At 70.6% G+C, this 23,757-nt stretch carries 20 protein-coding genes and 1 pseudogene; 4 read left to right on the forward strand and 17 right to left on the reverse strand.

Annotated elements, in window-relative coordinates; genetic code table 11:
* Positions 1-154 precede the first annotated feature (154 nt).
* The 8 genes from ACFU5F_RS38655 to ACFU5F_RS38690 all read right to left on the reverse strand — a co-directional run bounded on the left by ACFU5F_RS38655 (position 155) and on the right by ACFU5F_RS38690 (position 10,260).
* Positions 155-1,069, reverse strand: coding sequence for an ABC transporter permease (locus tag ACFU5F_RS38655; protein ID WP_383897875.1), 915 nt, complete (start codon positions 1,067-1,069; stop codon positions 155-157).
* Positions 1,066-2,247: an ABC transporter permease gene (locus tag ACFU5F_RS38660; protein WP_383897876.1), complete on the reverse strand. Its 1,182-nt coding sequence runs from the start codon at positions 2,245-2,247 to the stop codon at positions 1,066-1,068. The genes ACFU5F_RS38655 and ACFU5F_RS38660 overlap by 4 nt, the downstream gene beginning before the upstream one ends.
* Positions 2,244-3,797: an ABC transporter ATP-binding protein gene (locus ACFU5F_RS38665; RefSeq protein ID WP_383897877.1), complete on the reverse strand. Its 1,554-nt coding sequence runs from the start codon at positions 3,795-3,797 to the stop codon at positions 2,244-2,246. Before ACFU5F_RS38665 ends, ACFU5F_RS38660 begins: the two co-directional genes overlap by 4 nt.
* A gap of 30 nt (positions 3,798-3,827) precedes the next feature.
* Entirely contained in the window at positions 3,828-4,919 is a 1,092-nt protein-coding gene (locus ACFU5F_RS38670) for a BMP family ABC transporter substrate-binding protein (RefSeq protein WP_383897879.1), read from the reverse strand.
* Positions 4,920-5,678: 759 nt separating this feature from the next.
* Positions 5,679-7,058, reverse strand: a complete 1,380-nt coding sequence (locus tag ACFU5F_RS38675; protein ID WP_383897880.1) for an amidohydrolase family protein — start codon at positions 7,056-7,058, stop codon at positions 5,679-5,681.
* A complete protein-coding gene (locus ACFU5F_RS38680; RefSeq protein ID WP_383897882.1) occupies positions 7,055-7,351 on the reverse strand; it encodes an alcohol dehydrogenase catalytic domain-containing protein in 297 nt (98 codons plus the stop codon). Before ACFU5F_RS38680 ends, ACFU5F_RS38675 begins: the two co-directional genes overlap by 4 nt.
* Before the next feature lie 250 nt (positions 7,352-7,601).
* Positions 7,602-8,801: a PucR family transcriptional regulator gene (locus ACFU5F_RS38685; protein ID WP_383897884.1), complete on the reverse strand. Its 1,200-nt coding sequence runs from the start codon at positions 8,799-8,801 to the stop codon at positions 7,602-7,604.
* A 10-nt stretch (positions 8,802-8,811) separates the two neighbouring features.
* Positions 8,812-10,260 (reverse strand): aldehyde dehydrogenase family protein, encoded by a 1,449-nt coding sequence (locus tag ACFU5F_RS38690; RefSeq protein ID WP_383897885.1) that lies wholly within the window; start codon positions 10,258-10,260, stop codon positions 8,812-8,814.
* 73 nt (positions 10,261-10,333) lie between these two features.
* Here ACFU5F_RS38690 and ACFU5F_RS38695 point away from each other — a divergent pair, with 73 nt between their 5' ends.
* From ACFU5F_RS38695 to ACFU5F_RS38705, 3 genes are all read left to right on the forward strand, one after another.
* The gene (locus ACFU5F_RS38695) at positions 10,334-11,416 is read left to right on the forward strand and encodes an NAD(P)-dependent alcohol dehydrogenase (RefSeq protein ID WP_383897887.1); all 1,083 of its coding nucleotides are present in this window, start codon (positions 10,334-10,336) and stop codon (positions 11,414-11,416) included.
* 130 nt (positions 11,417-11,546) lie between these two features.
* Positions 11,547-13,760 carry a cytochrome P450 gene (locus tag ACFU5F_RS38700; RefSeq protein WP_383897889.1) on the forward strand — a complete coding sequence of 738 codons (2,214 nt, stop codon included), beginning with the start codon at positions 11,547-11,549 and terminating at the stop codon, positions 13,758-13,760.
* Between the two features lie 349 nt (positions 13,761-14,109).
* Positions 14,110-15,246 (forward strand): acetamidase/formamidase family protein, encoded by a 1,137-nt coding sequence (locus tag ACFU5F_RS38705; RefSeq protein ID WP_383897891.1) that lies wholly within the window; start codon positions 14,110-14,112, stop codon positions 15,244-15,246.
* A gap of 54 nt (positions 15,247-15,300) precedes the next feature.
* Here ACFU5F_RS38705 and ACFU5F_RS38710 read toward each other — a convergent pair whose 3' ends face one another.
* The 4 genes from ACFU5F_RS38710 to ACFU5F_RS38725 form a co-directional block, all read right to left on the reverse strand.
* A complete protein-coding gene (locus ACFU5F_RS38710) occupies positions 15,301-15,942 on the reverse strand; it encodes a GPP34 family phosphoprotein (RefSeq protein WP_383897893.1) in 642 nt (213 codons plus the stop codon).
* Between the two features lie 271 nt (positions 15,943-16,213).
* Positions 16,214-16,846, reverse strand: a complete 633-nt coding sequence (locus ACFU5F_RS38715) for a DUF2461 family protein (RefSeq protein WP_383897895.1) — start codon at positions 16,844-16,846, stop codon at positions 16,214-16,216.
* A gap of 253 nt (positions 16,847-17,099) precedes the next feature.
* Positions 17,100-17,705 carry a dihydrofolate reductase family protein gene (locus ACFU5F_RS38720; protein ID WP_383897897.1) on the reverse strand — a complete coding sequence of 202 codons (606 nt, stop codon included), beginning with the start codon at positions 17,703-17,705 and terminating at the stop codon, positions 17,100-17,102.
* Between the two features lie 288 nt (positions 17,706-17,993).
* Positions 17,994-18,374: a cupin domain-containing protein gene (locus ACFU5F_RS38725; protein ID WP_383897899.1), complete on the reverse strand. Its 381-nt coding sequence runs from the start codon at positions 18,372-18,374 to the stop codon at positions 17,994-17,996.
* A gap of 1,477 nt (positions 18,375-19,851) precedes the next feature.
* Here ACFU5F_RS38725 and ACFU5F_RS38730 point away from each other — a divergent pair.
* Positions 19,852-20,988 carry an amidohydrolase family protein gene (locus tag ACFU5F_RS38730; protein ID WP_383897901.1) on the forward strand — a complete coding sequence of 379 codons (1,137 nt, stop codon included), beginning with the start codon at positions 19,852-19,854 and terminating at the stop codon, positions 20,986-20,988.
* Positions 20,989-20,992: 4 nt separating this feature from the next.
* Here ACFU5F_RS38730 and ACFU5F_RS38735 read toward each other — a convergent pair whose 3' ends face one another.
* The 5 genes and pseudogenes from ACFU5F_RS38735 to ACFU5F_RS38755 form a co-directional block, all read right to left on the reverse strand.
* Positions 20,993-21,559, reverse strand: coding sequence for an NAD(P)/FAD-dependent oxidoreductase (locus tag ACFU5F_RS38735; protein ID WP_383897903.1), 567 nt, complete (start codon positions 21,557-21,559; stop codon positions 20,993-20,995).
* Positions 21,560-21,575: 16 nt separating this feature from the next.
* Positions 21,576-21,734, reverse strand: a pseudogene (locus ACFU5F_RS38740) (FAD-dependent oxidoreductase); the annotation flags it as partial.
* A gap of 130 nt (positions 21,735-21,864) precedes the next feature.
* Positions 21,865-22,548 carry a haloacid dehalogenase type II gene (locus ACFU5F_RS38745; protein WP_383897905.1) on the reverse strand — a complete coding sequence of 228 codons (684 nt, stop codon included), beginning with the start codon at positions 22,546-22,548 and terminating at the stop codon, positions 21,865-21,867.
* Positions 22,549-22,594: 46 nt separating this feature from the next.
* Positions 22,595-23,533 (reverse strand): aldo/keto reductase, encoded by a 939-nt coding sequence (locus ACFU5F_RS38750; protein WP_383897906.1) that lies wholly within the window; start codon positions 23,531-23,533, stop codon positions 22,595-22,597.
* Positions 23,530-23,757, reverse strand: a 228-nt coding sequence (locus tag ACFU5F_RS38755; protein WP_383897908.1) for an aldehyde dehydrogenase family protein, incomplete at its 5' end; no start/stop codon positions are given. The genes ACFU5F_RS38750 and ACFU5F_RS38755, both read right to left, overlap by 4 nt.

Genomic DNA, 23,757 nt, shown 5'->3' on the forward strand with positions numbered 1-23,757 from the left:
CTACGAGCGCAAGGCCGAACACTTCCTGGCCTTCACCGCCATCGCCTGCACCCTCATTTGCTACCGCCGACTCACCAAATGAGACGACGTCTAAGGGTCCGGGTGCGTCCGAGGGATCGGGTGCGTCCGGAGGGAATCGGTTCGGATCCTGCCGTCAGGTCGACCCGCGCTCGAAAGGCCGGCCCAGCGCCCCCGGTTCTCGGTGCTGGGTGGTGAACAGCAGCATGGCGAGGAGCGCGAGCAGATACGGGGCCGCGACGAGCAGTTGGGCGTTGAGGGTGACACCGAGCGCGGGGAGCGCCAGACGCATCGCGTCGGAGAGGCCGAACACCAGGCAGCCCAGCATGGTCCGACCCAGCCGCCAGGCCCCGAAGATCACCGCGGCGATGACGAGGTAGCCGCGTCCGGCGGTCATGTTCTGGTTGAACGATCCGACCTCGCCGACCGCGAGGTACGCGCCGCCCAGGCCGGCCAGCGCGCCGCACCACAGCAGGGCCTGCCGACGACGCGCGTTCACCTTGATGCCCGTGACGTCGGCGGCCTGCGGGTTCTCCCCCACCGCCCGGAGTTCCAGGCCCCAGCGGCTGCGCTCCACCAACCACCAGGTCAGCGGCACCAGCAGAATCAGCAGGTAAGCGGGCCAGCGTTCGGAGAACAGGGGCTTGCCGATGAGCGGGATGTCCTCGAGCAGCGGGATCGACAGCACCCCGACCTGGTGCGAGGCGAACTGCTCGGTCGTGATCAGGTAGCTCGTCAGCCCGAGCACCAGCGCGTTCAGCACGAGGCCGACGACGAAGGTGTTGATCTGGGCCCGGTGGGAGAGGTTGCCGTGCACGAAACCGACGACGAGGCCGGTCAGGACACCGACCGCGAGGCCGACGGTGGCGCTGCCGGTCGCACTGGCGGTGGCGACCGAGGTGAACGCGGCGCTCAGCATCATCGCCTCGACGGAGATGTTCATCGCGCCGGCACGCTCGGCCAGGTACTCACCGCAGGCGGCGAAGGCCAACGGCACGGTCAGCCGGACACCGCTCGCGAGAATGGTCGTGGTGCTGTCCAGAACGCTCACGCGGCCACCTCCGTCTTGGTCGGGACAACGGAAACGGCGGACGCCGCCCGCAGTGTGGCACCGCGACGGCCGTGGAGGAGGTCGACGAGGACGGGCGGTGCGACGAAGGCGAGGACGAGCAACGCCTTGACGATGTCGACGAGGTACGACGGCACGCCGGTGGCCGAGAGGAAATCGCCGCCCGCGCGCAGTACGGCGAACACGAACGACACCGGGACAGCGGCCAGGGGCCGGTTGCGGGCGACGAGCGCGACGAGCAGGCCGTCCCAGCCGACGTTGTCGGAGAGTCCGGCCTGCAGCCGGTTGGTGCTGACCGGGCTGGTCAGCAGCAGTCCTCCGGCCAGTCCCGCGAAAGCGCCGGACAGCGCCAGGGTGAGACCGCCGAGGGCGGCCACCCTGACACCGGCGTGCTTAGCCGTGCGCGGGTTCAGACCGACCATGCGCACCTTGAAGCCCCACCGGCTGCGGCTCAGGAGGAGGGCGACCGCGACCGTGGCGACGACCGCGAGGAACAGGCCCGTGTTGAGCTGCAGCGAGGGGTACTGCCCGAAGCCGGCGAGCTGGGCGTTGGCCGGCAGGGCGTTGGACTGGGCGTCGGCGATGTCCCCGGCACCCTGCACGCTCTCCTGCAGGACCCACGGCGTGCTGACCGCGAAAGTGACGAGCTGGATGGCGAGGAACGTCATCAGCAGCGTGCTCACCGGGACGTTGACACCACGGAAGCGGAGCATCAGGGCGCTGAGCGCGGCCCAGGCGGCACCTCCGACCGCTGCGGCGCCCAGCACCACGACGACCAGCATCGGGCCGGGCACGGCCAGGCGCAGCCCCACCCAGGCGCCGGCCAGGCCGCCGATGAGCACCTGGCCCTCCTGTCCGATGTTGAACGTGCCGGCGGACGCGCAGACGCACGCACCGACCGCGACCAGCAGCAGGGGCGCGGTGTTGAGCAGCGTCGTCGTCCATCCGGTGGCGTTGGCGAGGGACCCGGTCCATATCGCGGTCAGCGAAGCGCTCGGCGAGGCACCGGTCAGCGTGAGCAGCAGCGCGGACACGCCGCCGGCGCCACCGATGAGCGCGAGGGTCAGGCCCGCCGTCATCCAGTCACGGCGCCCTGGCCGGAGCCGGGCGAGCAGGCGTCGGCCGAGGTCGTCCGGATCCGTCCGAGAGGCGGCACTCATGCGACCTCACCGCCGACCAGCATGCCGAGCCGTTCGGGGGTCGCCTCGGAGGCGGGGAGTGTTCCGGTGATCCGCCCGGACGAGATCACCGCGATCCGAGTCGCAAGGGCCATGACTTCCTCGAATTCGGTGGAGATGAGCAGTACTCCGACGCCCTCGTCGGCCGCTGCGCGCAGCCGGGCGTACATGTCCTCGATGGCGCCGATGTCGAGGCCGTGGGTGGGCTGTGCGGCCACCAGGACCCGGGTGTCACCGGACAGTTCCCGGGCGAGGACGACCCGCTGCTGGTTGCCGCCGGACAGGCTGCGCACGGGTGCGTCCAGCGACGGGGTGACGATGTTGAACTCGTCGGCGAGGCGGCGCGCCTCGGCGAGCATGGCGCTCCGCCGCAACAGGAACCGGCCGCTGACCTTGCCGAGCGACTTCATCGTCAGATTCTCGGCGACGCTCATGTCAAGGACGACGCCACTGTGATGCCGGTCCTCCGGCACGATGCCGAGACCGGCCTCGCAGAGCGCTCCCGGCCGGGTCACGTCCACCCTGCTCCCGGTGACCTCGACGGTGCCCGCGGTCGGCGGGATCAGCCCCGCGAGGACATCACCGAGGGTCGCCTGGCCGCTGCCCTCGACGCCGTAGAGGGCGACGATCTCGCCCGACGCCACGGTCAGGTCGACGTCCGCGAGAAGTCTGACCCCGCCTTGCTCGACGGTGAGTCCGCTGAGGCGGAGGACGGGCGGCTGCCCATCGGGACCGCCGCCGCCCTCGGGCCTCCTGCCTGTCGGCACCAGGCCGAGGGCGGCGGCCTCCTCCCCCAGGGACACCTCCCTGCCCACCATCTGCCGGGCCAGCAGCTGGGGAGTGGTCTCGGCGGTGACGGCCCGGAAGGCGACACTTCCCTTGCGCAGGACCGTCACCCGGTCGGTGGCCTGGGCGATCTCGGCGAGCTTGTGGCTGATGAGGATGACCGCGCGTCCCTCCTCCTGCACCACCCGGCCGAGCACGGCGAACAACTCCTCCGACTCGGCCTGGGTCAGCACCGAGGTGGGCTCGTCCAGGATCAGGATCTGAGGGTCGCGCCGCAGGCACTTGACCACCTCGACCCGCTGCCGCTCACCGGCCGAGAGGGTCTCGACGGGAGCATCGGGGTCGATGGGCAGCCCGTACCGCGCCGAGACCTCGGCGATATCGGCACAGATGGCCTGCTTGTGCACCTTGCCGTGGTCGCCGAGCGCCACGTTCTCCCACACGGTCAGCCCGTTGATGAGGCTGAAATGCTGGTGGACCATGCCGATGCCCAGCTCGGCCGCTTCCTGCGGGCTGTCCAGCGCGACCTCCTCCCCGCGCACCAGGACGGTGCCGGCATCGCGCCGGACCAGCCCCAGCAGGACCTTCATGAGGCTGGACTTGCCTGCCCCGTTCTCTCCAAGGAGTCCGTGGATCTCGCCGGCGTCGACCCTGAGGTCGACGCCGGCGCAGGCCTTGACGGATCCGTATGACTTCGTGATGCCGCGCAGCTCGAGAATCGGAACCGCTGAGGTCGTCGGTGTCATCGCTGATCTTTCCTCGTCGCTGTCGGCGCGTCAGCCGAGGCGCTCGACCTCGGCCGCCGGATCGATCTTGTCGGTGCCGATCTTCTTCATGAACCGGTCCAGCCGCTGCGCCTCGCCGCCCTCGGGACGGCAGATCTTGACGGTCGGGTAGGGGTCGACGCCCAGCTTCCACACGCGCGTCGTGCCCATCTTGAGGTTGTCCTTGGCGAACTCCTCCAGCGCTGAGCGGAAGTAGTCCCCCGGGCTGAAGATCACGGAGATGTCGTACTTCGGGCTGGTCGAGTCGCACCGGTCGGTGCCCGGCGTGAGCGTCAGCGCGCCGCCCTCGTTCGCCATCTGCGCGGCGGCGTCGGTCGCTCCGCCGAGGTAGGGGTAGATGACCTTGATCCCCTGGCTGATCTGTGCCTGGGTGGCTTCCTTGGCCTTGGCCGAGTCGTTGAAGTCGCCGGTGTAGGTGCTCGTCATGGTGGCCTTCGGGATGACCTCCCGGATCCCCGCCAGGAACGCCTTGGCGGCGTTGACGCTGAAGTCGGCCTTGTTGCCGGTGATGAACCCGGCCTTGGTGTAGCCGGCCGCCTTCATCTTCAGGCCCGCGGCGTAGCCGGCGGCGAGCAGGGACTGGTTGGGGTCGTCGGCGGACAGCAGGACCCGGGGGTGGACGTCGGTGTCCGACGACGACGGCAGGTACCAGACCGTCTTGCCGCAGACCGGCTCCTCGGATGCGGGTGTCGCGGTCTTGAGCTCGCTCGCGCCGAGCGCGACCATGTCGACGTTCTGCTGGCACATCGCGCGGGCCGCGGTGAGCGCGTCGCTCGGGGCCACGCTTCCGCGCTTGATGATCGTCCAGCCCTTCTCCTTCGCGAACGCCTCCGCCGAGTCGACGAAGCTCTGGTAGTAGCCGCGGTCGTTGATGTCGCCGGGGCTGAGGACACCGACGACGACCTTGCCGTCACCGTTGACGTCGGGCTCCTTGAGGGCGGAGTCGCTGCCGCCTCCGTTCGCCGCGGGGGTCGCCTTGGAGGCCGTCGCCGCGTTGTCGGCGCAGCCGGAGAGCACGAGGGCTCCCGCGACGGCGAGGCCGGCCGCGGCCCGACGACACCTGGGCATGCTTCTTGTGGTCATCTGTGTGCTTCCGTTCGCTGGGTGGCACCGCCTCTTCGGGGCGGTGATCACGTCGGGGGTGGCGGTCTGTCGGCGGGGCCTACGGCCCGGTCGAGTTCGGGCGCGGGAGACACGGTCCTCGTGGGAGAGGGGCTCCTCGCCCGTGGTGACGAACCACGGGAGACATCCGCCCGGCCATTCGGACCCGGTTGGGGTCGACGCGGTCAGGAGAGGATGTGATCGAAGGATCGGTGGTGATGCGGACGGCCTCCGAGGGCGCGATGAGCGCGTCCTGGAAGCAGGGCTGGTGTTCGCCGCGGTCTTCGCCCGTGCGCCCGCCACTCCATGGGGCGGGGCTGTCGGCCGACGACGGCGGGGCGACGTTCTGTGGGTGGGCGCGGTCGCCGGTCGGCGATGGCCAGGCCACTGGCGCGCAGTGGATGCGCGAGGGCCATCGCCTCGATGTGATCGAGGGTCTCGCTGGTCGTGACGTTCGCTGTGAACGCGGCGGTGTGCTCGGTGTCGAGCCCGGCGTCCTTCGGCTGGGGGGCGTCCGGCTGCCGGGTATCGGTGAACGACCGTGATCGACGGCGGTCCTCGCTGACCTGTGTGCAGCAGCCGTACTGCGCGGCGTCGACCCCTGTGTCGGAGGCGAGTGTGTCGGAGGTGAGCCTGATGGGTCGTGTCGGCCGGGCCGGCGACCATCGGTCGTGACTGTGGGTCCTGATTCCTCTCCGATACAAGTCCTGACGTGTCGATGACGTTCAACGGCGGGTCTCCTTACCGGTCGGCCGCCCGCTCCGTGGGCCAGGTGGGGCGGGGCGTGATGCCGGCGCGTCCGAGGAGGGCGGCGGATCGTTCGGCGGCGGCCGCGGCGACGGCCGCCAGGTCAACGCCCGTCGGCCGCCGGTCACGGACGACCACGCGGCCGTCGACCAGCACGTCACGGACGGTGCGCGAGACATGGCCCCACACGAGCTGGCGGGCGAGGTCGCCCCGGGGGATCCAGGCGGGATCGTCGGCGTCGAGCACGACGATGTCGGCGGCCTTGCCCACCTCGAGCGAGCCGATGCGGTCGCCGAGACCGATGGCCCGGGCGCCGTCGATCGTCGCCAGCGCGAACGCCTGCTCGGCGCGGACCGGGTCGGGCAGATCACGGTCGCGTTCGAGGGCGGCGAACAGGTAGGCGGCAAGGAGGACGTCCGGGCCGTCACCGGCGTTGTGGGCGTCGCAGCCCAGTGCCACCCGGCCGCCACGCCGCACCAGTTCGGCGTGGCGGGACGCGCGCGTGTACCCCTGGGCGAGACGCAGGTAGGCCCCCGGGCAGACGGCGACAGCGGTTCCGGTCTCGAGGATGGCGTCGACCTCCGTGTCGTCGAGCCACACGGCGTGCCCCAGCAGCAGGCGTGGGCCGAGCACTCCCAGCTCGCGGAAGTGGACCACCGGCCGGCGCGCGCAGCGCCGGGCGTACGCCTCGATGTCGGCGGGTCCCGGCGAGATGTGCCAGGTGAGTCCGACATCGAGCCGCTCGGCCAGGCTCGCCGCCCCGACGAAGAGCTCGTCGCTCGCCAGGTCGTGGCCGACGAGCGTCACCCAGCCGGTGACCGGCCCGGTGGCCGGCAGGGACCTGACGATGTCCTCCTGGCGGGCGAGCACCTCGTCGGCGGGCGCGCCGAACGGCACGCCCTCGGCGTCCCAGCCCCACCCGCCGACCCGCGCGCGGACACCTGCGGCGGCGAGCCCCGCGGCGACGCGTTCCGGGTAGGCCACCGTGCCCGGTTCCAGCACCGTGGTGACGCCCCGGGACAGACAGTCGACCGCGGTGATGGTCGCGGCCAGTTCGTCGTCGTCGCCGTCGGCGTGGGCGTGCAGCGGGACGATCCAGTCGAAGATCGACTCCTGCGAGCCGATGTCGTCCGGGATCGTGCTGCGCACGAGGGGGTCGACGGTGGTGTGCTGGTGGGCGTCGACCAGGCCCGGGATCACGACGCAGCCCGACGCGTCGATCTCCCGCGCTCCCGGGAAACGGGCGCGCAGGTCCGCGGCCGTGCCGAGTGCGGCGATGCTGTCCCCGGAGACCGCGACCGTCGTACCGGTGAGGACGCGTCGAGCGGGGTCCATCGTGACGACGTCGCCACCCACGATCAGAAGGTCGGTCATGGCTCGATCACGACCTTGCCGATCGTCGCGCGGGCGGCGAGCACGTCCCGGTCACCGGGGACGACCCAGCTGACCGCTGTCCCGGTCGCCACCACCGTCCCGGCGACGTCCATGCCCGCCACGTGCGGGAGCGGGAAGCCGGGTACCTGGCCCGGCCCCTTGCGCTGCGGCAGGTTCAGGCGGGCCGGCCCGCGGTGAACGACCTCGACGAGAACGTCGCGCGGCCGGCGGACCGGCTCGGGGACACCGTGTAGGGACACGGTCTCGGGTCCGCCGAGATCTGTCTGCACCATGGCTCGCACCGCACTGCCTCCTCATCCTTGTCGTCTCGCATTGCGAGGCGGTGGAACGTATTGCGAGGTACTTTGCCCCCGCCGACGGGTGCTGTCAACGCTCCCGAGGAACATCTTGGTTTCATTGGTGTATCGCCCATTCAGACGGCTGACAGCCCAGGCCATCGCAGGTCGGCGAGGGTACGGAGGCACGTGAGGGCCACCGTGTCGGACGGTGTCACCGCCCCGCGCGACGGCGGCACGTGGCGTCTCAGTGCCCGGTCGGCACCGGCTCGTCGTCGCGGCGCAGCCGCTGGTCGTCAGCGGCGAGCAGGTCCAGGGCGGCGAGCGCCAGATGCAGCTGCGCCGATGCGTCGGGTATCAGGGGGTCGGTGCCCAGGAGACTCTTGATCTGGCGCACCCGGTAGCCCACCGAGTTGCGGTGCAGATGGAGTTGCGCGGAGACGCTCTGCCTGCTGCCTCTCTCGGCCAGCCAGGCACGCAGTGTCGCCATCAGCTCCGGTCGCTGCCGGATCGGCCCGAGGTGCGCCTCGGCGTAGGCCTCGACCTGCGCACGCGGGAGGGACAGGAGTACCTGGACGACCCCGCAGCGGTCGAAGGTGAGCAGCGGGACCCTACGGGCCCGGGCAAGTCCGAGCAGCCTTTCGGCCTCGGTGAAGGACCGGGCCAGGCCTACGGTCGAGTCGGGACGGGATCCGCTCGCCGCCATGACGTGGTCGGCGGAGTCGTCGCCGGTCATCAGACGCAGCCGGTTCCGCAGGCGGTCGAGCACGGCCTCGTCGGGCACCACGGTCCACGCGGTGCGCCCCTCCTGCCGCACCGGGTGCTCGAGCCAGGTGAGGGCTGTGGACCAGGCACGCGGACGGGAGCCGCTGTAGTGCAGTACGGCACCGGCCGGCGGTCGCCGCAGATCGATCCCCACTCCCGCCGCCGCCGCGCACACCGCGGGGCTCACCGTGCCTGACCGCAGCGCGGCGATGACGTCGGCCGGTGTGAGCTGCGTCGAGACCTCGGCAGACCCGCCCCCCGCGCGCACGGCATCGATGAGCAGCGCGGTGACGGCGGCACCGGCCAGCGCCCGCACGCGCGGATCACCGGGACCCATGGTCAGCAGCACGCCGGCCACCGTCGTCCCCGCTCGCACGGGCAGCGCCGTGGCCCGCAGCCCGTCCAGCGTGTCGACCGCCGGTCCGCTCGCGTCGGCGAGCACGCCGTCCGCCACCGCGGCCGGTACTCCCGTGCCGCCGTCGGTCGTCGCCAGCGGCGCGCCCTCAGCGGACAGCAGCCGCACCTGCCGGCCGGTCGCCCGACGAAGCGCGTGCAGGACGTCCGAGCGGGCGGCGCCGGCGAGCACGGCCTCGGTCAGCTCCCGCTCCAGCACGGCAGGTGAGGCTTCCGGCCCCGGTCCTTCCCGGGCCGGTTCCGACCGTGCCCCGGCGATCGTTCCCATGGTGTCGGTCTCACCGGGCCAGCAGCCGGATGGCCACGCCCTTCTCCTGGGTGTACTCGCGCAGCGCCGCGTACCCGCCGCCCCGGCTGAAGCCACTGTCCTTCTGCATGTTGAAGGGGAAGCCGATGACTCCCGCGTCGTGGAACTGGTTGACCGCCACCTGCCCGGAGCGGACGTCCTTCGCCAGCCGCAACGCCCGGGAGATATCGTTGGTCCAGATGCAGGCCAGCAGGCCGAAGTCCGTCGCGTTCATCGACTCGGTCGCCTCGGCGGTGTCGCGGAACGACTGCACGGCGAGCACGGGGCCGAACACCTCCTCCCGGGCGACGCGCATGCTCGCGTCCACGCGGTCGTACACGGTCGGCGGGACGAACCACCCGTCGCCGGTGGACCTGCCACCGGTGACCAGCCGCGCCCCCTCGCGAGGCGCGTCCTCGAGGAAGCCGCTGACGCGCGCGAACTGCGCGGCACTGACCAGCGGCCCCATGTCCAGGTCGGCTTCCCAGGGCCCGGTCTTGACGTCGGCCATGCCGACGGCGACCCGTTCCACGACCTCGTCGTGCACCGAGGCCTCCACGAGCAGCCGGGAACCGGCATAGCAGTTCTGCCCCGCGTTCTCGGTGATCGAGGCGACGATCGCGGGGATCGCCGTGTCGAGGTCGGCGTCGGCGAAGACCACGTTCGGCGACTTGCCGCCGAGTTCCAGTTTCACCGGGACGAGGTTCTGTGCGGCGGCCGCCATGATCGCCCGCCCGGTGGCGGTGGAGCCGACGAAGCTGATGTGGTCGACACCCGGGTGGGTGGTGAGTGCGACGCCCGCCTCGGGGCCGAGCCCCGCGACGACGTTGATCACTCCCGGCGGGAAGCCGGCACGGCGGGCGAGTTCCACGAGGGCGAACGGCGCCAGCGGCGCGATCTCGGACGGCTTGAGGACGACCGTGTTGCCCGCGGCGAGAGCCGGCGCGACGTTCGCGGCGGTGAGCACCGCGGGAACGTTCCACGGGATGACGACGGCGCACACGCCGTACGGCTCGTGCACCGTGTAGCCCAGGTAGTCGGGGCTGCGCGTCGGCAGCGTGACTCCGGTGAGCTTGTCGGCCGCGCCGGCGAAGTAGTCGACGATGCCGTGCGCGATGTAGATGTTCGTCCGGCCCCCCGACAGGGGCTTGCCCACGTCCCGGGCCTCGATGGCCGCGAGGGCCTCGACCTCGGCGATGACGAGGTCGGCCCACCGCCTGATGAGTGCTCCGCGCTCGCTCGGGTTGGTCGCCGCCCAGGCGGGGAAGGCACGGCGCGCCGCGCCCACCGCGTCGTCGACGTCGGCCGCGCCCGCCCGGGCCACCTGGGTGATCACCTGCCGGGTCGCCGGATCGAGGACATCGAGGGTGTCGCCGTCGCGGGCCTCGACCCACTCGCCGTCGATGAAGTGCTGGGAAGAAGGGAAGTCAACAGCCGCCATGGGGGGAACCTTGACCGACCTTGTCCCGCATGTCAATATGCGGTCTCGCTTTGTGATGCATAGAGGAGGCCCCGTGCGTGCCACCGCCGCTCTGCTGGAGCAGCCCGGACAGCCGTTCGTCCTGACCGAGGTGGACCTGGAGGACCCCCGCCCCGACGAGGTCCTCGTCCGTGTCGCCGCCGTCGGCATCTGCGGTACCGACCTCGAGTTCGCCACCTTCTTCCCCACGCCCGCGCTGCTCGGGCACGAAGGGTCGGGTGTCGTCGAGAAGGTCGGCGCGCACGTCACCTCCGTGCGTCCGGGCGACCACGTCGCCATGTCCTTCGCGTCGTGCGGCACGTGCGCCCTGTGCCGCACCGGTTCGCCCGCCTACTGCCGCGGCTTCGACGCGGTGAACTTCTCCGGCCGAAGGCCCGACGGCTCCACCGCGGTGACCCACGAGGGGCGGGAGGTCAATGCCCACTTCCTCGGCCAGTCGTCCTTCGCCGACCACGTCGTCGCACCGGAGCGGGCGGTCGTCAGGATCGACCCGTCACTGGACCTGCTGCGGGCCGGCCCCTTCGGCTGCGGCTTCCAGACCGGAGCCGGTGGCGTGCTCAACGTGCTGCAGCCGCGCCCCGGCTCGTCGATCGCGGTGTTCGGGGCAGGGGCTGTCGGAGTGGCCGCCCTCATCGCCGCCGGGTTGAGCGGCTGCGACGTCGTCACCGCCGTCGACGTGAACCCGGCCAAGCTCGAAGCGGCCCGCGGCTTCGGAGCCACACACACCGTCGACTCCTCGGTCGGGAACACCGCCGAGCAGCTGGCGGCCCTCGTCCCCGAGGGATTCGACTTCGTGATCGACACCACCGGGCGGGAGGACGTCCTGCGCACCGCCGTGGAGGCTCTCGGGCCGCTCGGTCGCGCCGGTGTCATCGGTATCGGCCCCAGCGAGTCGATGAGCTTCGAGTGGCGCAGCATCCTCAACGGGCGCACCGTCACCGGCATCATCGGCGGGTCCAGCCTGCCGCAGCTGTTCCTGCCGCGACTGCTCGACCTCAACGCCAAGGGCCGTTTCCCGGTAGAGAAGATGATCACCTACTTCCCGTTCGAGCAGATCAACGAGGCCGTCGCGGCGGTCCGGTCCGGTTCGGTCGGCAAAGCCGTGCTGACCTTCTGACCATCGCCCACGGGACGTTGTCGCAGGCGGCGCGACACCTTAGGGTGGCCGACGCCGATGAGCACCCGGCATCCGGTGGCGCGGCCGGACAACACCGCGCACAGGTCCGAGCACGTGGAGCGTGCCCACCATGTCCGCCGACTTCGACATCGACATCGACTTCGATCACCACTCCGACGAGGCCAACGCCGACCCGGTCGCCTACTACGCGCGCTTCCGTGAGGCCTGCCCGGTAGGCCGCTCCGCGGCACACGGCGGCTTCCACTACACGACGCGATACGCCGACGTGGCCCGAATCGCCCGCGACGACGAGACGTTCTCCTCGGCCCGCAGCGACCACGGTGGTCAAGGAGTCGGCATCGTCATCCCCAAGGGACCCGGGCTGGAGCAGTACCCGATCGAGCTCGACCCGCCGAGTTCCACCGCGTACCGAAAACTGATCAACCCGCTGCTGACCCCCGAGGCGGTCGAGCATCTGGTCCCCATGATCGAGCGCCACGCCGCCCGCGTCGTGGACGACTTCGTCGAGCTCGGTTCCTGCGACCTCGTCCGCGACCTCACCAATCCGCTGCCGGCCGCGGTGACCCTGGACTGGCTGGGTTTCCCCGAGGAGGACTGGGCCAGGCTGGCCGGACCGATCCACGACATCTTCGCCGCCCCGGCCGGCAGCGAGCGCGCCGCACGGGGGGCCGCAGGACTGGCCTACATGGACCGGCGGATCCGCGAGCTGATCGCCGAGCGCCGGTCCGAGCCGAGGTCCGACGGGGTCAGCACGCTGGTGGCCGGCCGGCGCGACGACGGCGGCGAGTTCGGCGAGGACGAACTGGTGTCGGTGATCGGCCTGCTCATCGCCGGCGGCGTCGACACCACCACCTCCCTGACGGGATCGACCCTCGTCCACCTCGCTCGCCACCCCGAGCAGCGCCGGAAGCTGATCGAATCCCCCGGTCTGCTGGACACCGCGACCGAGGAGTTCCTCCGCGCGTTCGCACCGTCGCAGTCGATGGCCCGCACGGTCACCCGGGGCACGGAGGTCGGCGGCTGCCCGATGCACGCGGGCGACCGGGTGCTGATCCCGTGGGTCGCCGCCAACCACGACCCCGCCGTGTTCCCCGACCCCGAGCAGGTACGACTGGACCGCGATGCCGGCCGACACCTCAGTTTCGGGATCGGGTCGCACCGGTGCGTCGGCGCGCACCTCGCCCGGGCCATGTTCCGCGCGATGATGACCCAGGTCCTGACCAGGTTGCCCGACTACCGGGTGATCGAGGAGGGGCTCGTTCCCTACCCGACGCGCGGCAACCAGTCCGGCTGGGACGCGGTCCCGGCGGTCTTCACGCCCGGCCCCCGAACGGCCGCGGCAACCGGCTCGATCCGGGCGCTGACCACACCCACTCCGCTGCGGGTGACCGAGGTCCGCGCGGCGGCCGACGGCGTCGTCGCCGTCGACCTCGGCCTGCCGGAGGGCGGCGAACTGCCCGCGTGGCGGCCCGGCGCGCACGTCGAGCTGCGCCTGCCCTCGGGCAGGCTGCGCCAGTACTCGCTGTGCGGCGACCCCGCCGACGCCACGACCTGGCGCATCGGCGTCCTTCACGAGCCGCAGGGCCGGGGCGGATCGGTCGAGCTCCATGAACTCGCCCGGCCCGGAGCCACCTTCTCGGTACGCGGACCGCGCAACCACTTCCCGCTGCTGCGGGCGCCGTCGTATCTGTTCATCGCCGGCGGTATCGGTGTCACCCCGATCCTCGCCATGGTCCGCGAGGCCGCCGGGCGCGGCACGCCCTTCACCGTCGTGTACGGCGGCCGTACCCGCTCGACGATGGCATTCGCAGACGAACTCGCCGCCATCGCCGGCGACGCGCTCACCCTGCTCCCACAGGACGAGGCCGGACTGCCGGACCTCCCCCGGCTGTTGGGCGGGCTGGCCCCGGACACCGCCGTCTACGCGTGCGGGCCGGCGCCGATGCTGGCGGCGGTCGAACGGGAATGCGCCCGGCTGGATCTCACCGACCGGTTGCACCTGGAGCGCTTCGCCGTCGGCGACGAACCGGAGACCACGTTCGACGCCGCTGAGAACCGGGCCTTCGAGGTCCAGCTCGCGCGCACGGGAGTCACGCTCACCGTGCCGGCCGACCGCCGCCTCATCGAGGTCCTGCGCGATGCCGTCAGCGGTCTGTCCTACGACTGTGAGAAGGGATACTGCGGCGCCTGCGAGACGCGTGTCCTCGCCGGGACACCCGAACACCGCGACTCCGTGCTCAGCGACGAGGAACGTCTCGCCGGGCGCACGATGATGATCTGCGTCGGCCGCTGCCAGGGCGACCGGCTCGTCATCGACCTCTGAGGGCCGGCGGGCGGGCACGTCCACCGCCCGCCCGGGCCGACGAATCACGTCGTAGGCCACCACCGCCGCGCGCAGCGCCTCCAGGCACGACGATGGGCTCCGTCCGAAGACCGGACGGGGCCCTTCTCGATGCGCCTTCCGACTGCCGGACGAGGCACCACGCCAGGCGCCGGCAGTGCTGCGCGGGGTGACCGTCCCCTCTTCCGGACCCACCCATCATTCCCTTTTCCGAGATGACGTATTGCAATACGAGACGCTTTTACCGCGTCGCCCCAGAGGTGAAACACCACGGCAACAGGGCGTTCCTAGCGTCGGGGCCATCACTTACAGAAAAAGGTGGGCCATGACCGTGACCGACTCTCCCCTGCTCGACGTTGGCGCGACCGGCTTCCCGGTCCTCCAGCCCCATCACGGAGTGATCGCCTCGACGACCTACGTCCCAGCCACGCCCGGGAACACTCTGTGGGGTCGCCTCCCGTGCGAGGCGGACTCCCCGTGCGCGGTCGTGCAACCGGGCTCCGTCATCACCGTCGACACGATCAGCCACGAGGGAGTTCTGGAGGACCAGGGCCGCGATCCGCGTGCGTTCTTCGGCCGTCACGGCGTCAGCGGCGGCCATGTGCTCGACGACGCCCAGCAGGTGGCGGACTCAGGCATGCCGCACGACTTCGACGACGACGGGCCGCACCTCGTCACCGGACCGATCGCCGTGGCCGGCGCCCGGCCGGGCGATCTGCTCGCCGTGACCGTCCTCGACCTCACCCCTCGGGTCCCGTACGGCATGGTCTCCGCACGCCACGGCTTCGGCGCGCTTCCTGGCGAGATGCCGTCGCTTCCCGGCCCCGTGGTCACCTTCGCGACGGCACACGCGGATCGCCACGGTGCGTGGGGCCGGATGGCCGTCGACCCGACGGACTCCTCCCGCGGCTCACTGCGCTTCCCGCTACGGCCGTTCCTCGGCGTCATGGGCGTGGCGGTGCCCGGGTTCGAGCGACCGCACTCGGTCCCGCCGGGGCGCCACGGGGGCAACATCGATGTCTCACTGCTCGGCGAGGGCGCCACGCTGTTCCTTCCGGTGCAGGTCGACGACGCGTTGGTCTACTTCGGGGATCCCCACTTCGCGCAGGGCGATGGCGAGGTCGCCCTGACGGCCTTCGAGGCGTCGCTGCGCGCCACCGTGAAGCTCGAAGTGGTGCCGGGCGGTGCGGCGCTGCGCCCCGGCCACGGCCGCGTCGCCCCGTTCGCCGAGACGGACGACTACCTCGTGCCGATCGGCCTGGACGAGGACCTGAACGAGGCGATGCGCGACTGCGTGCGTTGCGCGCTGGACCTGCTCGCGACCGACTACGGCCTCGACCGCCATCTGGCGATGGCGTACCTCAGCGCGGCAGGCGACTTCGCCGTCTCCCAAGTCGTCGATGGCGTGAAGGGTGTTCACGGGAAGATCCGCAAGTCGGACTTCCGCGAGGTCGTCCGACCTGGCTGATCGGTGGGCCGCGCCGATTTCCGCTCCGCCATGGCAGGGCGCCGAGGCGGCGGTTCAGGCCCAGGAGCAGAGGGCTACGGGCCACACGCACGCGGCGACCGCGGCCAGGATCTGGGCGCAGGCCGGTCCCAGGGACCGCACCGCCGCCTCGTACTCGCTCCCGTCCTGGTCCCCGGATGTCACCGCGCACGCAGTCGCCAGTGCGGTCAGCGCGGCGGAGCGATCATCAGTGCCACTGCGCGATGACCGGACCGCGGCACCCGGTCGCTCCCCGCGCAGGACGTCGTAGCGACGAGCCGGATCGGTCGGCAAGGACAACCGCCGCGGCCTGCGGACAAGGACGCCGTCAGCGATCAACTCGGCCGCGAGACGCCTGTGCGCGTCGGCGCTCAGGATCCTGACCCACTGCGCTGCCGTGCGCGGCCTGCGCGACGACTGGATCCGCGCGAGAACCTCACCGAGTACGCGGTCGCGCGGCTGTGCGGCACGGGCGGCACGGGCGGCACGGGCGGCACGGGCGGCGACAATATGTCCGTCAACAGTGTCGATGCAGCCGTCCAGAGCCAGTTCCATCAGCATCGCACCGCTCAGTCCGAAGTCGAGACCGGTGCGATAGCTGGGAACACGCCCCTGTCCGTCCAGGTACACGGCCAGCATGAACTCGCCCGCAAGAGTCGTCGCGGAATCTGGCTTCATTCCCGATCTCCCCTTCGCGGCGCGTCGGATCGGACTCCGGATGCTTCCGAACCTGGCGTCGGACCAGAACCCGGAGGGTCAGACACAGCACTATGGAGGTCACGCGCCCTCTCGTCAATGCAAGACACCGTCCCGTTATACAGAACGCCGCTGGACACGGACATGCGGCTGAGCCATCACCCACCAAAGCGCGCGCCCGCGTGATCTCCTCCTGCGACCGCCCGATCCAAACAGGTGTGGTTCCTCCCCTGCCGCGGGCGCCCTCGTGATGTCAGGTGGCGCGCTTCACGTGGCGGACCAGCCACATCAGCAGGGCGTCCAGGTCGGCGGCGGCCGAGAGGACCCGGTCGACCGCTTCGGAGGTGTGCAGCCACTCCCCGCAGCCGAGGGGACGGGCGGCGATCAGCGAACGGTGGCGCAGCAGGTCCGTACGGGAGTGGTCCGCCGGGTAGCCGCGCGGGGGGCGTTTCATCACGTCCCCGGAGATGTCGTAGCCCTTTCTCCGCACGTCCTCGACGATGGCGGACAGTTCACGGCCGCTCCCCTCGGAGGCCACGGCTATGCGGAACATCTCCACCTGGCCGGGATCGGGATACCACCAGGCGCCCTGGATCCGCAGGCCGTCCAGATCGAACCGGAGTCCGATCTCGATCTTGCGGCCGAGGCGGATCACCGCTCCCTGGTGCTGCCACCACCAGGAGTCGGTGCGGTAGTGCCAGACGGAGAAGTCCTCGTACCGGGGGTCGGTGTCCGCGACCTCGTTGAGCAGAGCGATCATCGGCTGCCGGACCAGGCGTTCGCGGTCCGCGCGGTAGCGCTCGCGGGTCGTGTGGCTCGGTTCGCCCTGGAGCTGCCACAACACGTCCATGGCCTGCTCCGGCCAGCCGGTGAACTGTCCACGCATGCGCGGAGGATAGCTCACGCGTGATCCGAGCGCGGGCGGAGTGAGAAGGGGCCGGGAAGGTAGCCCCAGACATGGGAGGTGTTGCGGCGGGGGCTCGTCGGCCAGCTCGATGTGCCGTGCGCGGTGGGCGAGTTCGCCGGGGAACACGGTGAGTGCAGTCGATCTGACGGCAACCGTTCGCCCCCTGTCAGGTCTTGCACCGCGCCCGTCGGCGCCGGCCTGGCGGTCGTCCAGACCGGCGGACGGGGCGACGTCACGCAGGGACGCCGAGCGGCGGGTGCTCGAGCACGCGGGGCTTGTACTCGACCAGCTGGATACGGCCGTCGAAGGTGCGGTGCTCGGTCATCTCGAGCGCAACGTCCGGATAGCCGTCGTAGATGCGTTCCTCGCCCGTGGCCCCGGTGATCACCGGGAACAGCACTACCCGGAAGCGGTCGACGAGTCCGGCTCGTAGCAGGGACCGGCACAGGCTGAGGCTGCCGATCGTGCTGAGGAGCCCGGAGCCGCTCGACTTCATGGCACGGACCGCCTCGACGGCGTCGTCGCGGACGAGCGTGGAGTTGGCCCACGTCAGTGGCTCCTCGAGTGAGGAGGAGAACACCACCTTGGACGCTTGCGTGAGCTCGTCGACGGACGCCTCTTCTTCGGGCCTGAACTCGTCTTGACCACTCGGGACCTCGCCCGCGGCGAAGCCCGACATCAGGCGGTAGGTGTTCGCTCCCATCAGGTACGTGGCCTCGGGCTGCTCGCCGAGCCACGCGAGGTACTCCGGGCCCTCGAGTCCCCAGAACCCGGGCCACCCCTCTCCCGATGCGTAGCCGTCGAGGGAGGTGATGAAGTCGACGAGAAGCTCCGACATGGCGGTGTCCTTTCCTGGGCTGTCACGAGCTTGGACCGGCCGGGAGCCACAAACTCATCGGCCACGCTGTCGGGTAACGAGAAGCCCGGCATCGTTGGACGGTGCGACCGGGGCCCGTGGTGTCCGGGCTGCGGGTCCCACAGGTCAGCCTCACAAGCCCACTGGCCGACGAGGAGGGGCCCCGCGCGTGCAGTCGCCACAGGGGAGCAAGCCCGTGACCTTGCCTGTCGGCTGAGCCAGCGCCGAGGGCCCCTCCGTGATCTGACAGGCCCTCGCGTGGGGTTGTATCTAGTCGCCGGGCATGTCCGTGAAGTAGGTGTCGTGTCGCGCCTGGAAGGCTTTGAGTTCTTCGCGGTTGCGTTCCGCGTACTCGGCGGCCTTCTCGACGTACTCCTCGCGGGGCGCGCCCGGCGAGAAGATCATGAGCATGGACAGTGGCGCGTCGGCGTCGTTCTGGAAGGCGTGCAGGCCGCCGGCGGGTACGTAGAGGAAGTCGCCCGGCCGACCTTTGGTCCAGCGCTCGCCGTTGTGGAACTGGACCTCGCCGGAGAGGACGTAGAAGGACTCCGAGATCGTCCGGTGGAAGTGTTCCTGGGCGCCCATGGTCTGCGGTCCCATGTCGACCTTGTACAGGCCGTACTCACTACCCGTGGTTCCCCGGCTCGCCACGTAGCTGATGCTTAAGGCGTCGATGAAGCCGGTGTCCGGTTCATCGGGTGCGGGGCAGTACTTCGCGCTGATCTCGCCCTTCGCAGGCAGACCGTAGCCGGTGCCGTCCCCCGCCGGCAGCGCGCTGACCTGCCGTGGTCGGCCCTGTGGGTCGGGGTCCTCGGGCCCGTGGTCGGGGTGACGGTCAGCGTGTGTCGCCGGAGTAATAGAAGCGGCACACCACTTCCGGGCCGGGCGTGCGGGGTTCGCCGCGGTGGGGGTCGTACAGGGCGCGGCCGCCGGGCCACCGCGACAGCTCGGTGGACAAGGCGACGCCGTCGTCGACTTCCCCGTCCCGCCGCCTATGGATCGAACAGTGGAGTGCCCGGCGATCAGCTGTGACCTGCTGTTTCACATTTCGCGTCCGAGGCACGACGTCTTAGTTGTCAGGGCAGAAACCGCCGGTCGGCCGGCGTTGCCGCAACGACGTGGCAATCACCAAGATCCTCCCGGAGGTCCCGCACACCATCAAGAACCCCTGGCGCCTGGATCACCACCGTTCTCACCCGGCGCGCCCTGGATGAGTTGCGCCGCGCGGACCGGAGGCGCGGGCTCTGGAGAAGCACGGCGCGATGCCGGAAACGTGGTCCGACCCCGACGTCATCGAGGCAGCGGAGGGCTACCTCCAGGTACGTAGCGTCCTCTCCGACGTCCTACCCGACCGGCAGCCTCACGTCTACGTGCTGGTCAACGTCGGCACGAAGCAGTCCAGGCTCCGTCGTCCACCTGCAGAAACAGCACACCCGCCCCTCCCCCGCCGTAGGCCACCCGACATCCCCGCTCTGACGGCAGCGCGGCGTCGCGGCGCGGCGGCCTCTACCGAGGTGTAATCGGCTGAGGGCCCGTGCCCCGGGCACGGGTCTGCCGCAGTCCGGTGCGCGCCGCCGGCACCGAGCGGGCGGTGTTCCAGTACGGGTGCCACCACAGTTGTAGGGACAGGCGCAGCAGGCGGCGGTTGCGCTGAGGATGCGGACTGCGGTGGGCATGGCTCATCCGCCCTCTTGCGTCCGCGTCGTGGGTTCCTCACCAGGCGTTGTATGCCCGCCGACCTACGCGGAGCCGGAGCTTCTTCCCGAGGCAGCGCGGACAACATCTTCGTCTTCCCGAACCGTTCGATCTCGGCTGGCTCCGCCCTTGGCGATCCGAGTGCCGCTGGCCTACCCCCAAGCCGCACAGGGGATGCGGTGTACTGGCTGTGACCTGCTGTTTGTGTAGAGGATGGCACTCGCATGGCAGGCCTGGGCTCCCCCATCGGCGGTCCGCGCGGGGTGTCCGTCCTGAAACCGGACGGCGGCGGGAACTGGCGAGGGTCCTGCCTCTTGGACCGCGTCCGTCCGAGGTAACCGGCCGGGAACAGGGCATGCCGTGCTGATCACGGGCCTGTCGCCGGGCCATCGTGGTGCGACAAGCCGGATGGCGCTACGGATGGGATACGCGGATGTCGGAATCGACCCAGGCCATGAGTCGGCGCAGTCTGCTGATCACCGGTGGGGCGGTGGCGACCGCCGTCGCCGCAACGGGCGGGGCCAGCGCTCTGGCCGGGGAGGAACCTGTGCCGCGAGACTCGGAGAGCGGTGCTGACGCCGGCCGGGCAAGGATTGACGTCCACCACCATTTCACCGCTCCGGCATGGGTCGACTGGGCCGAGCGTGAGGGCCTGGTGCGGCGGCAGGAACTGCCGTGGTGGGCGCGTTGGGACCTGGACTCCACTCTGGCGATGATGGACCGGGTGGGAATCGCAACCGCGGTCCTCAACCCGACCATGCAGGACCGGTACCGCTCCGCGGCGCAGGCCAGGGAAGGCCTCACCGTCGTCTTCGAGGCCCTGGCCGACCTGGTGGCCCTGCACCCGGGCCGTTTCGCCATCCTCGTCCCCGCTGTGCTGGACCATCCCGAAGTGACCACGTGGGCTCTGCAACGCGCCTTCGACGAGCTCGGTGCGGTGGGAGTCAGCGTGAAAGCCAACTACAACGGCATCTACCTCGGTGATCCCTCGTACGACCGTTTCCTCGCAGAACTCGACGAACGCGCCGCAGTCCTTGTCACCCACCCGCTCGACCTCCCGGGCGGACCACCCGGCGTGCCCACCGTCCCCGGAATCCCGAACTTCATGTGCGACTTCCTGCTGGACACCACGCGCGCCGCCGTGAACCTGATCCGCACCAGGACACTCGACCGCTACCCGCACCTGTCGGTCGTCCTGCCACACGCCGGCGGATTCCTCCCTCAGATCACCACCCGCATGAAGGCCTTCGGCGCCTTCTGCACCCCACCCCTGGATGCTGCCCGCGTACAGGACTACCTCCACCGCTTCTACTACGACACGGCGGGCCCGCTGGCCCCCTCGGGCACTCTGGTGGCTACCGCCGGTGCCGACCGGATCCTCTTCGGCACCGACTGGCCGGCCGCCTCCGCCGACATCATCACCGACTTCACGGTGCCCGCCATCGAGACCGACCCCGTTTTCACCAACCGCCAACGTCGCGGCATCAACCGCGACAACGCGCTCCGCCTCATGCCCACACTGAGACGCGCCGCTGAGGGGGCAGAGGCGGGATCGGTCCAGTCGCCGTAGCCGATCAGGTGCAGGCGCGGCCTCCTCCACTTGGAGTGACCAGGGCTCTTCGCCGAGTTCGACACGCCCCGTGCACACAGGTCCGGTTCGCGCGAGTCTCACAAGGGCGAACGGATCGGCAAGAAGTACCGGTGGATGGCCGGGCGCGAATCGTGCCGTTGAGGGTGTCGACCACCAAGCCGCCCCCCGGCAGGCGGGTGAGGCTGGTGGCCGCATTGCGTTCGTGGATCTCCGCGCCGGCGCATTCGGCGGCCTCGGCGAGGCCGTGGACGTACTTGCCCACGTGCAAGGCGTCACTGAGCGGATCGAGCAGAGCGCCGTGGTAATAGTCCGAGCCCAGTTCCGAATTGAGCTCGCTGCGGGTCAGGAGGTGGGTCCCGTGGTCGAAGTTTTCGGCCAGGTCACGCTGGGTGGCCCGCATGGACTCGAGGTGCTGCGGCGTGAAGGCGACGCCGAGCCGGCCGGAGCGGTTGAAGTCGCACTCGATCCTCTCCGTCTGTGTCAGCTCCTCGACGACGTCGACCGCCTCGCGGAAGGAGTCGTATGAGCTCGCGGGCCCGCTCCTGTCCATAGCGCTTGCGCGCCTCGGCGGGGCTGATGGTGATGCCCTGGGTGCACATGCTGCCGTTGCGCCCCGAGGCGCCCGAGCCGACCTGGTCCTTCTCGACGAGGACGACCCGGGCACCCTTGCGGGCGGTGTGGTAGGCGGTCGACAGGCCGGTGAGTCCGCCGCCGATCACCACCACGTCCGCCTAGCCGGGCAGGTCCTTCCCGGAACGGTCGCGCAGGGCGGGAGCTGTGTCCAGCCAGTAGGGGATCTGCTTCATGGCGTGCGTCCTCTGTGATTCCAGTCCTGTGTAGCCGGTGCGCCGTGGGTCAGCAGCCGAGGAGCTTCGGCAGACCCGACAGGTCGGGCAGCTCGTCGTACGGCTGGTAGTCGGCGCTGCCAGGCCGGCCGTAGCGGTTGATCCACACCCGGCGCTTCAGGCCCAGGTCGCGAGTCGCGATCTGGTCGTACTCCCAGCCCTGGGCGGTGTGGATGACCTGGGACGGCTCGACGCCCATCGCCTTGAAGGCGTGCTCGAAGGTCTGGCGGTCCGGCTTGTACGCGCCGGCCTGCTGGGCGGTGATGACGTGGTCGAACTCGACGCCGATGTTCTCTACGTTGCGCGCGATCAGGTTGTCGTCGGTGTTGGAGATGATGGCGATCTCGTACTTGGTCTTCAGCTGACGCAGGGCCTCCGGCACCTCGGGGAAGGGGCCGAAGGTGGGGACGGCGTCCACGAGGGCGTCTCCGTCGGTCTCGCGGTACTCCAGGCCGTGCAGGCGCATGGCGTTGCGCAGGCTGGAGTGCAGAATCTCGTGGTAGGGGCGGTAGGCCTCCAGGACGGCCTGGAAGCGCATCACGCGGAAGTCGTCCAGGAACTCGTCGACGTCCAGGTTGTCCAGGTCCAGCCGGCCGGAGTCGGCAAGGATCTTCAGGGTGGTGGGCCCGAGCTGGAAGTCGATCAGGGTGCCGTAGGCGTCGAAGGTGACGACCTCTCGCTGGGTGTCTCGCATGGTGTTCAGCCTCGTTCTGTGGCGTGTTGGGGTGGAGGTGGGGGCTTCAGACGACGCGCTCGCCAGGAGCGACGATCGCGTCGAGTGCGGCCAGGTCTGCGGTGTCGGGGACCCAGTCGGCAGCCGCGGCGTTGGCGGTCACCTGCTCGGGAGTCATGGCACCGCAGATGACCGAGCCGACCGCGGCCAGCGCGGCGAGCCCGCCGACCGCCACCTGGAGGAGGGTCAGACCGCGTGCGGCGCCGTACGCCGTGAGCGCCTCGACCTTGTCGAGGGCTTCGTCGGTGAGCCAGCCCTGGCGCCAGGACAGGCGGCTGCCGGGCGGGGGCTGCTCGCCGCGCCGGTACTTGCCGCTGAGCAGGCCGTTGGCCAGCGGGTAGTACGGCAGCAGGCCGACGCCGTTGCGCAGGCACGCGGGGATCAGGCCGTTCTCCACTCCGCGGTCGAGCAGGTGGTAGCGGGCCTGGGTGCTGACGAAGGCGTCGGTGAGCTGTTCGGCCGGGAGGTTCGAGCATCCGATGTGGCCGATCTTGCCCTCGTCGACCAGTTCCCGGAGGGCGGCGACCGTCTCCTCCAGGGGGGTGACGCCGTCCGGCTCGTGGTACTGGTACAGGTCGATCCGGTCGGTGCCGAGCCGACGAAGTGACGCCTCGACCGCGTACCGGACGTAGCGGCGGGCGCCGCGCGGGCCGTGCCGTTCCGCCTCCTCGTCCATGTCCATGCCGAACTTGGTGGCCAGGACGACCTGGTCACGGTGTTCCTTGAGGGCGGCGCCGAGGAGTCGTTCGCCGTCTCCGCGGGAGCCGCCTCGCTCCCCGAAACCGCCGTACATGTCGGCGGTGTCGAACAGGGTGATGCCGGCGTCGAGGGCCGCGTGGACAACGGCCTTCGTGCCCTCCTCGTCCAGGCGGGAGCCGAAGTTGTTGCCGCCGACGCCGACGACGGAGACGGTCGGGCCGCGTTCCCCCAGCGTGCGATACCTCATGATCGACTCCCGAATCCGATGCAGACGTTCTTGGTCTGCGTGTAGCTGTCCAGGGCTTCGAGGCCCTTCTCACGACCCCAGCCGCTCTGCTTGTAGCCGCCGAAGGGGAGCTCGACGCCGGTGCCGACTCCGGTGGCGTTGACGTAGACCTGGCCGGCGCGGATGCCCTCGGCCAGACGCATCGCCTTGTCGATGTCGCGGGTCCATACGTAGGAGGCGAGGCC

Source organism: Streptomyces sp. NPDC057438, assembly GCF_042802995.1.
In the GTDB taxonomy this organism is placed as follows: Bacteria; Actinomycetota; Actinomycetes; order Streptomycetales; family Streptomycetaceae; genus Streptomyces.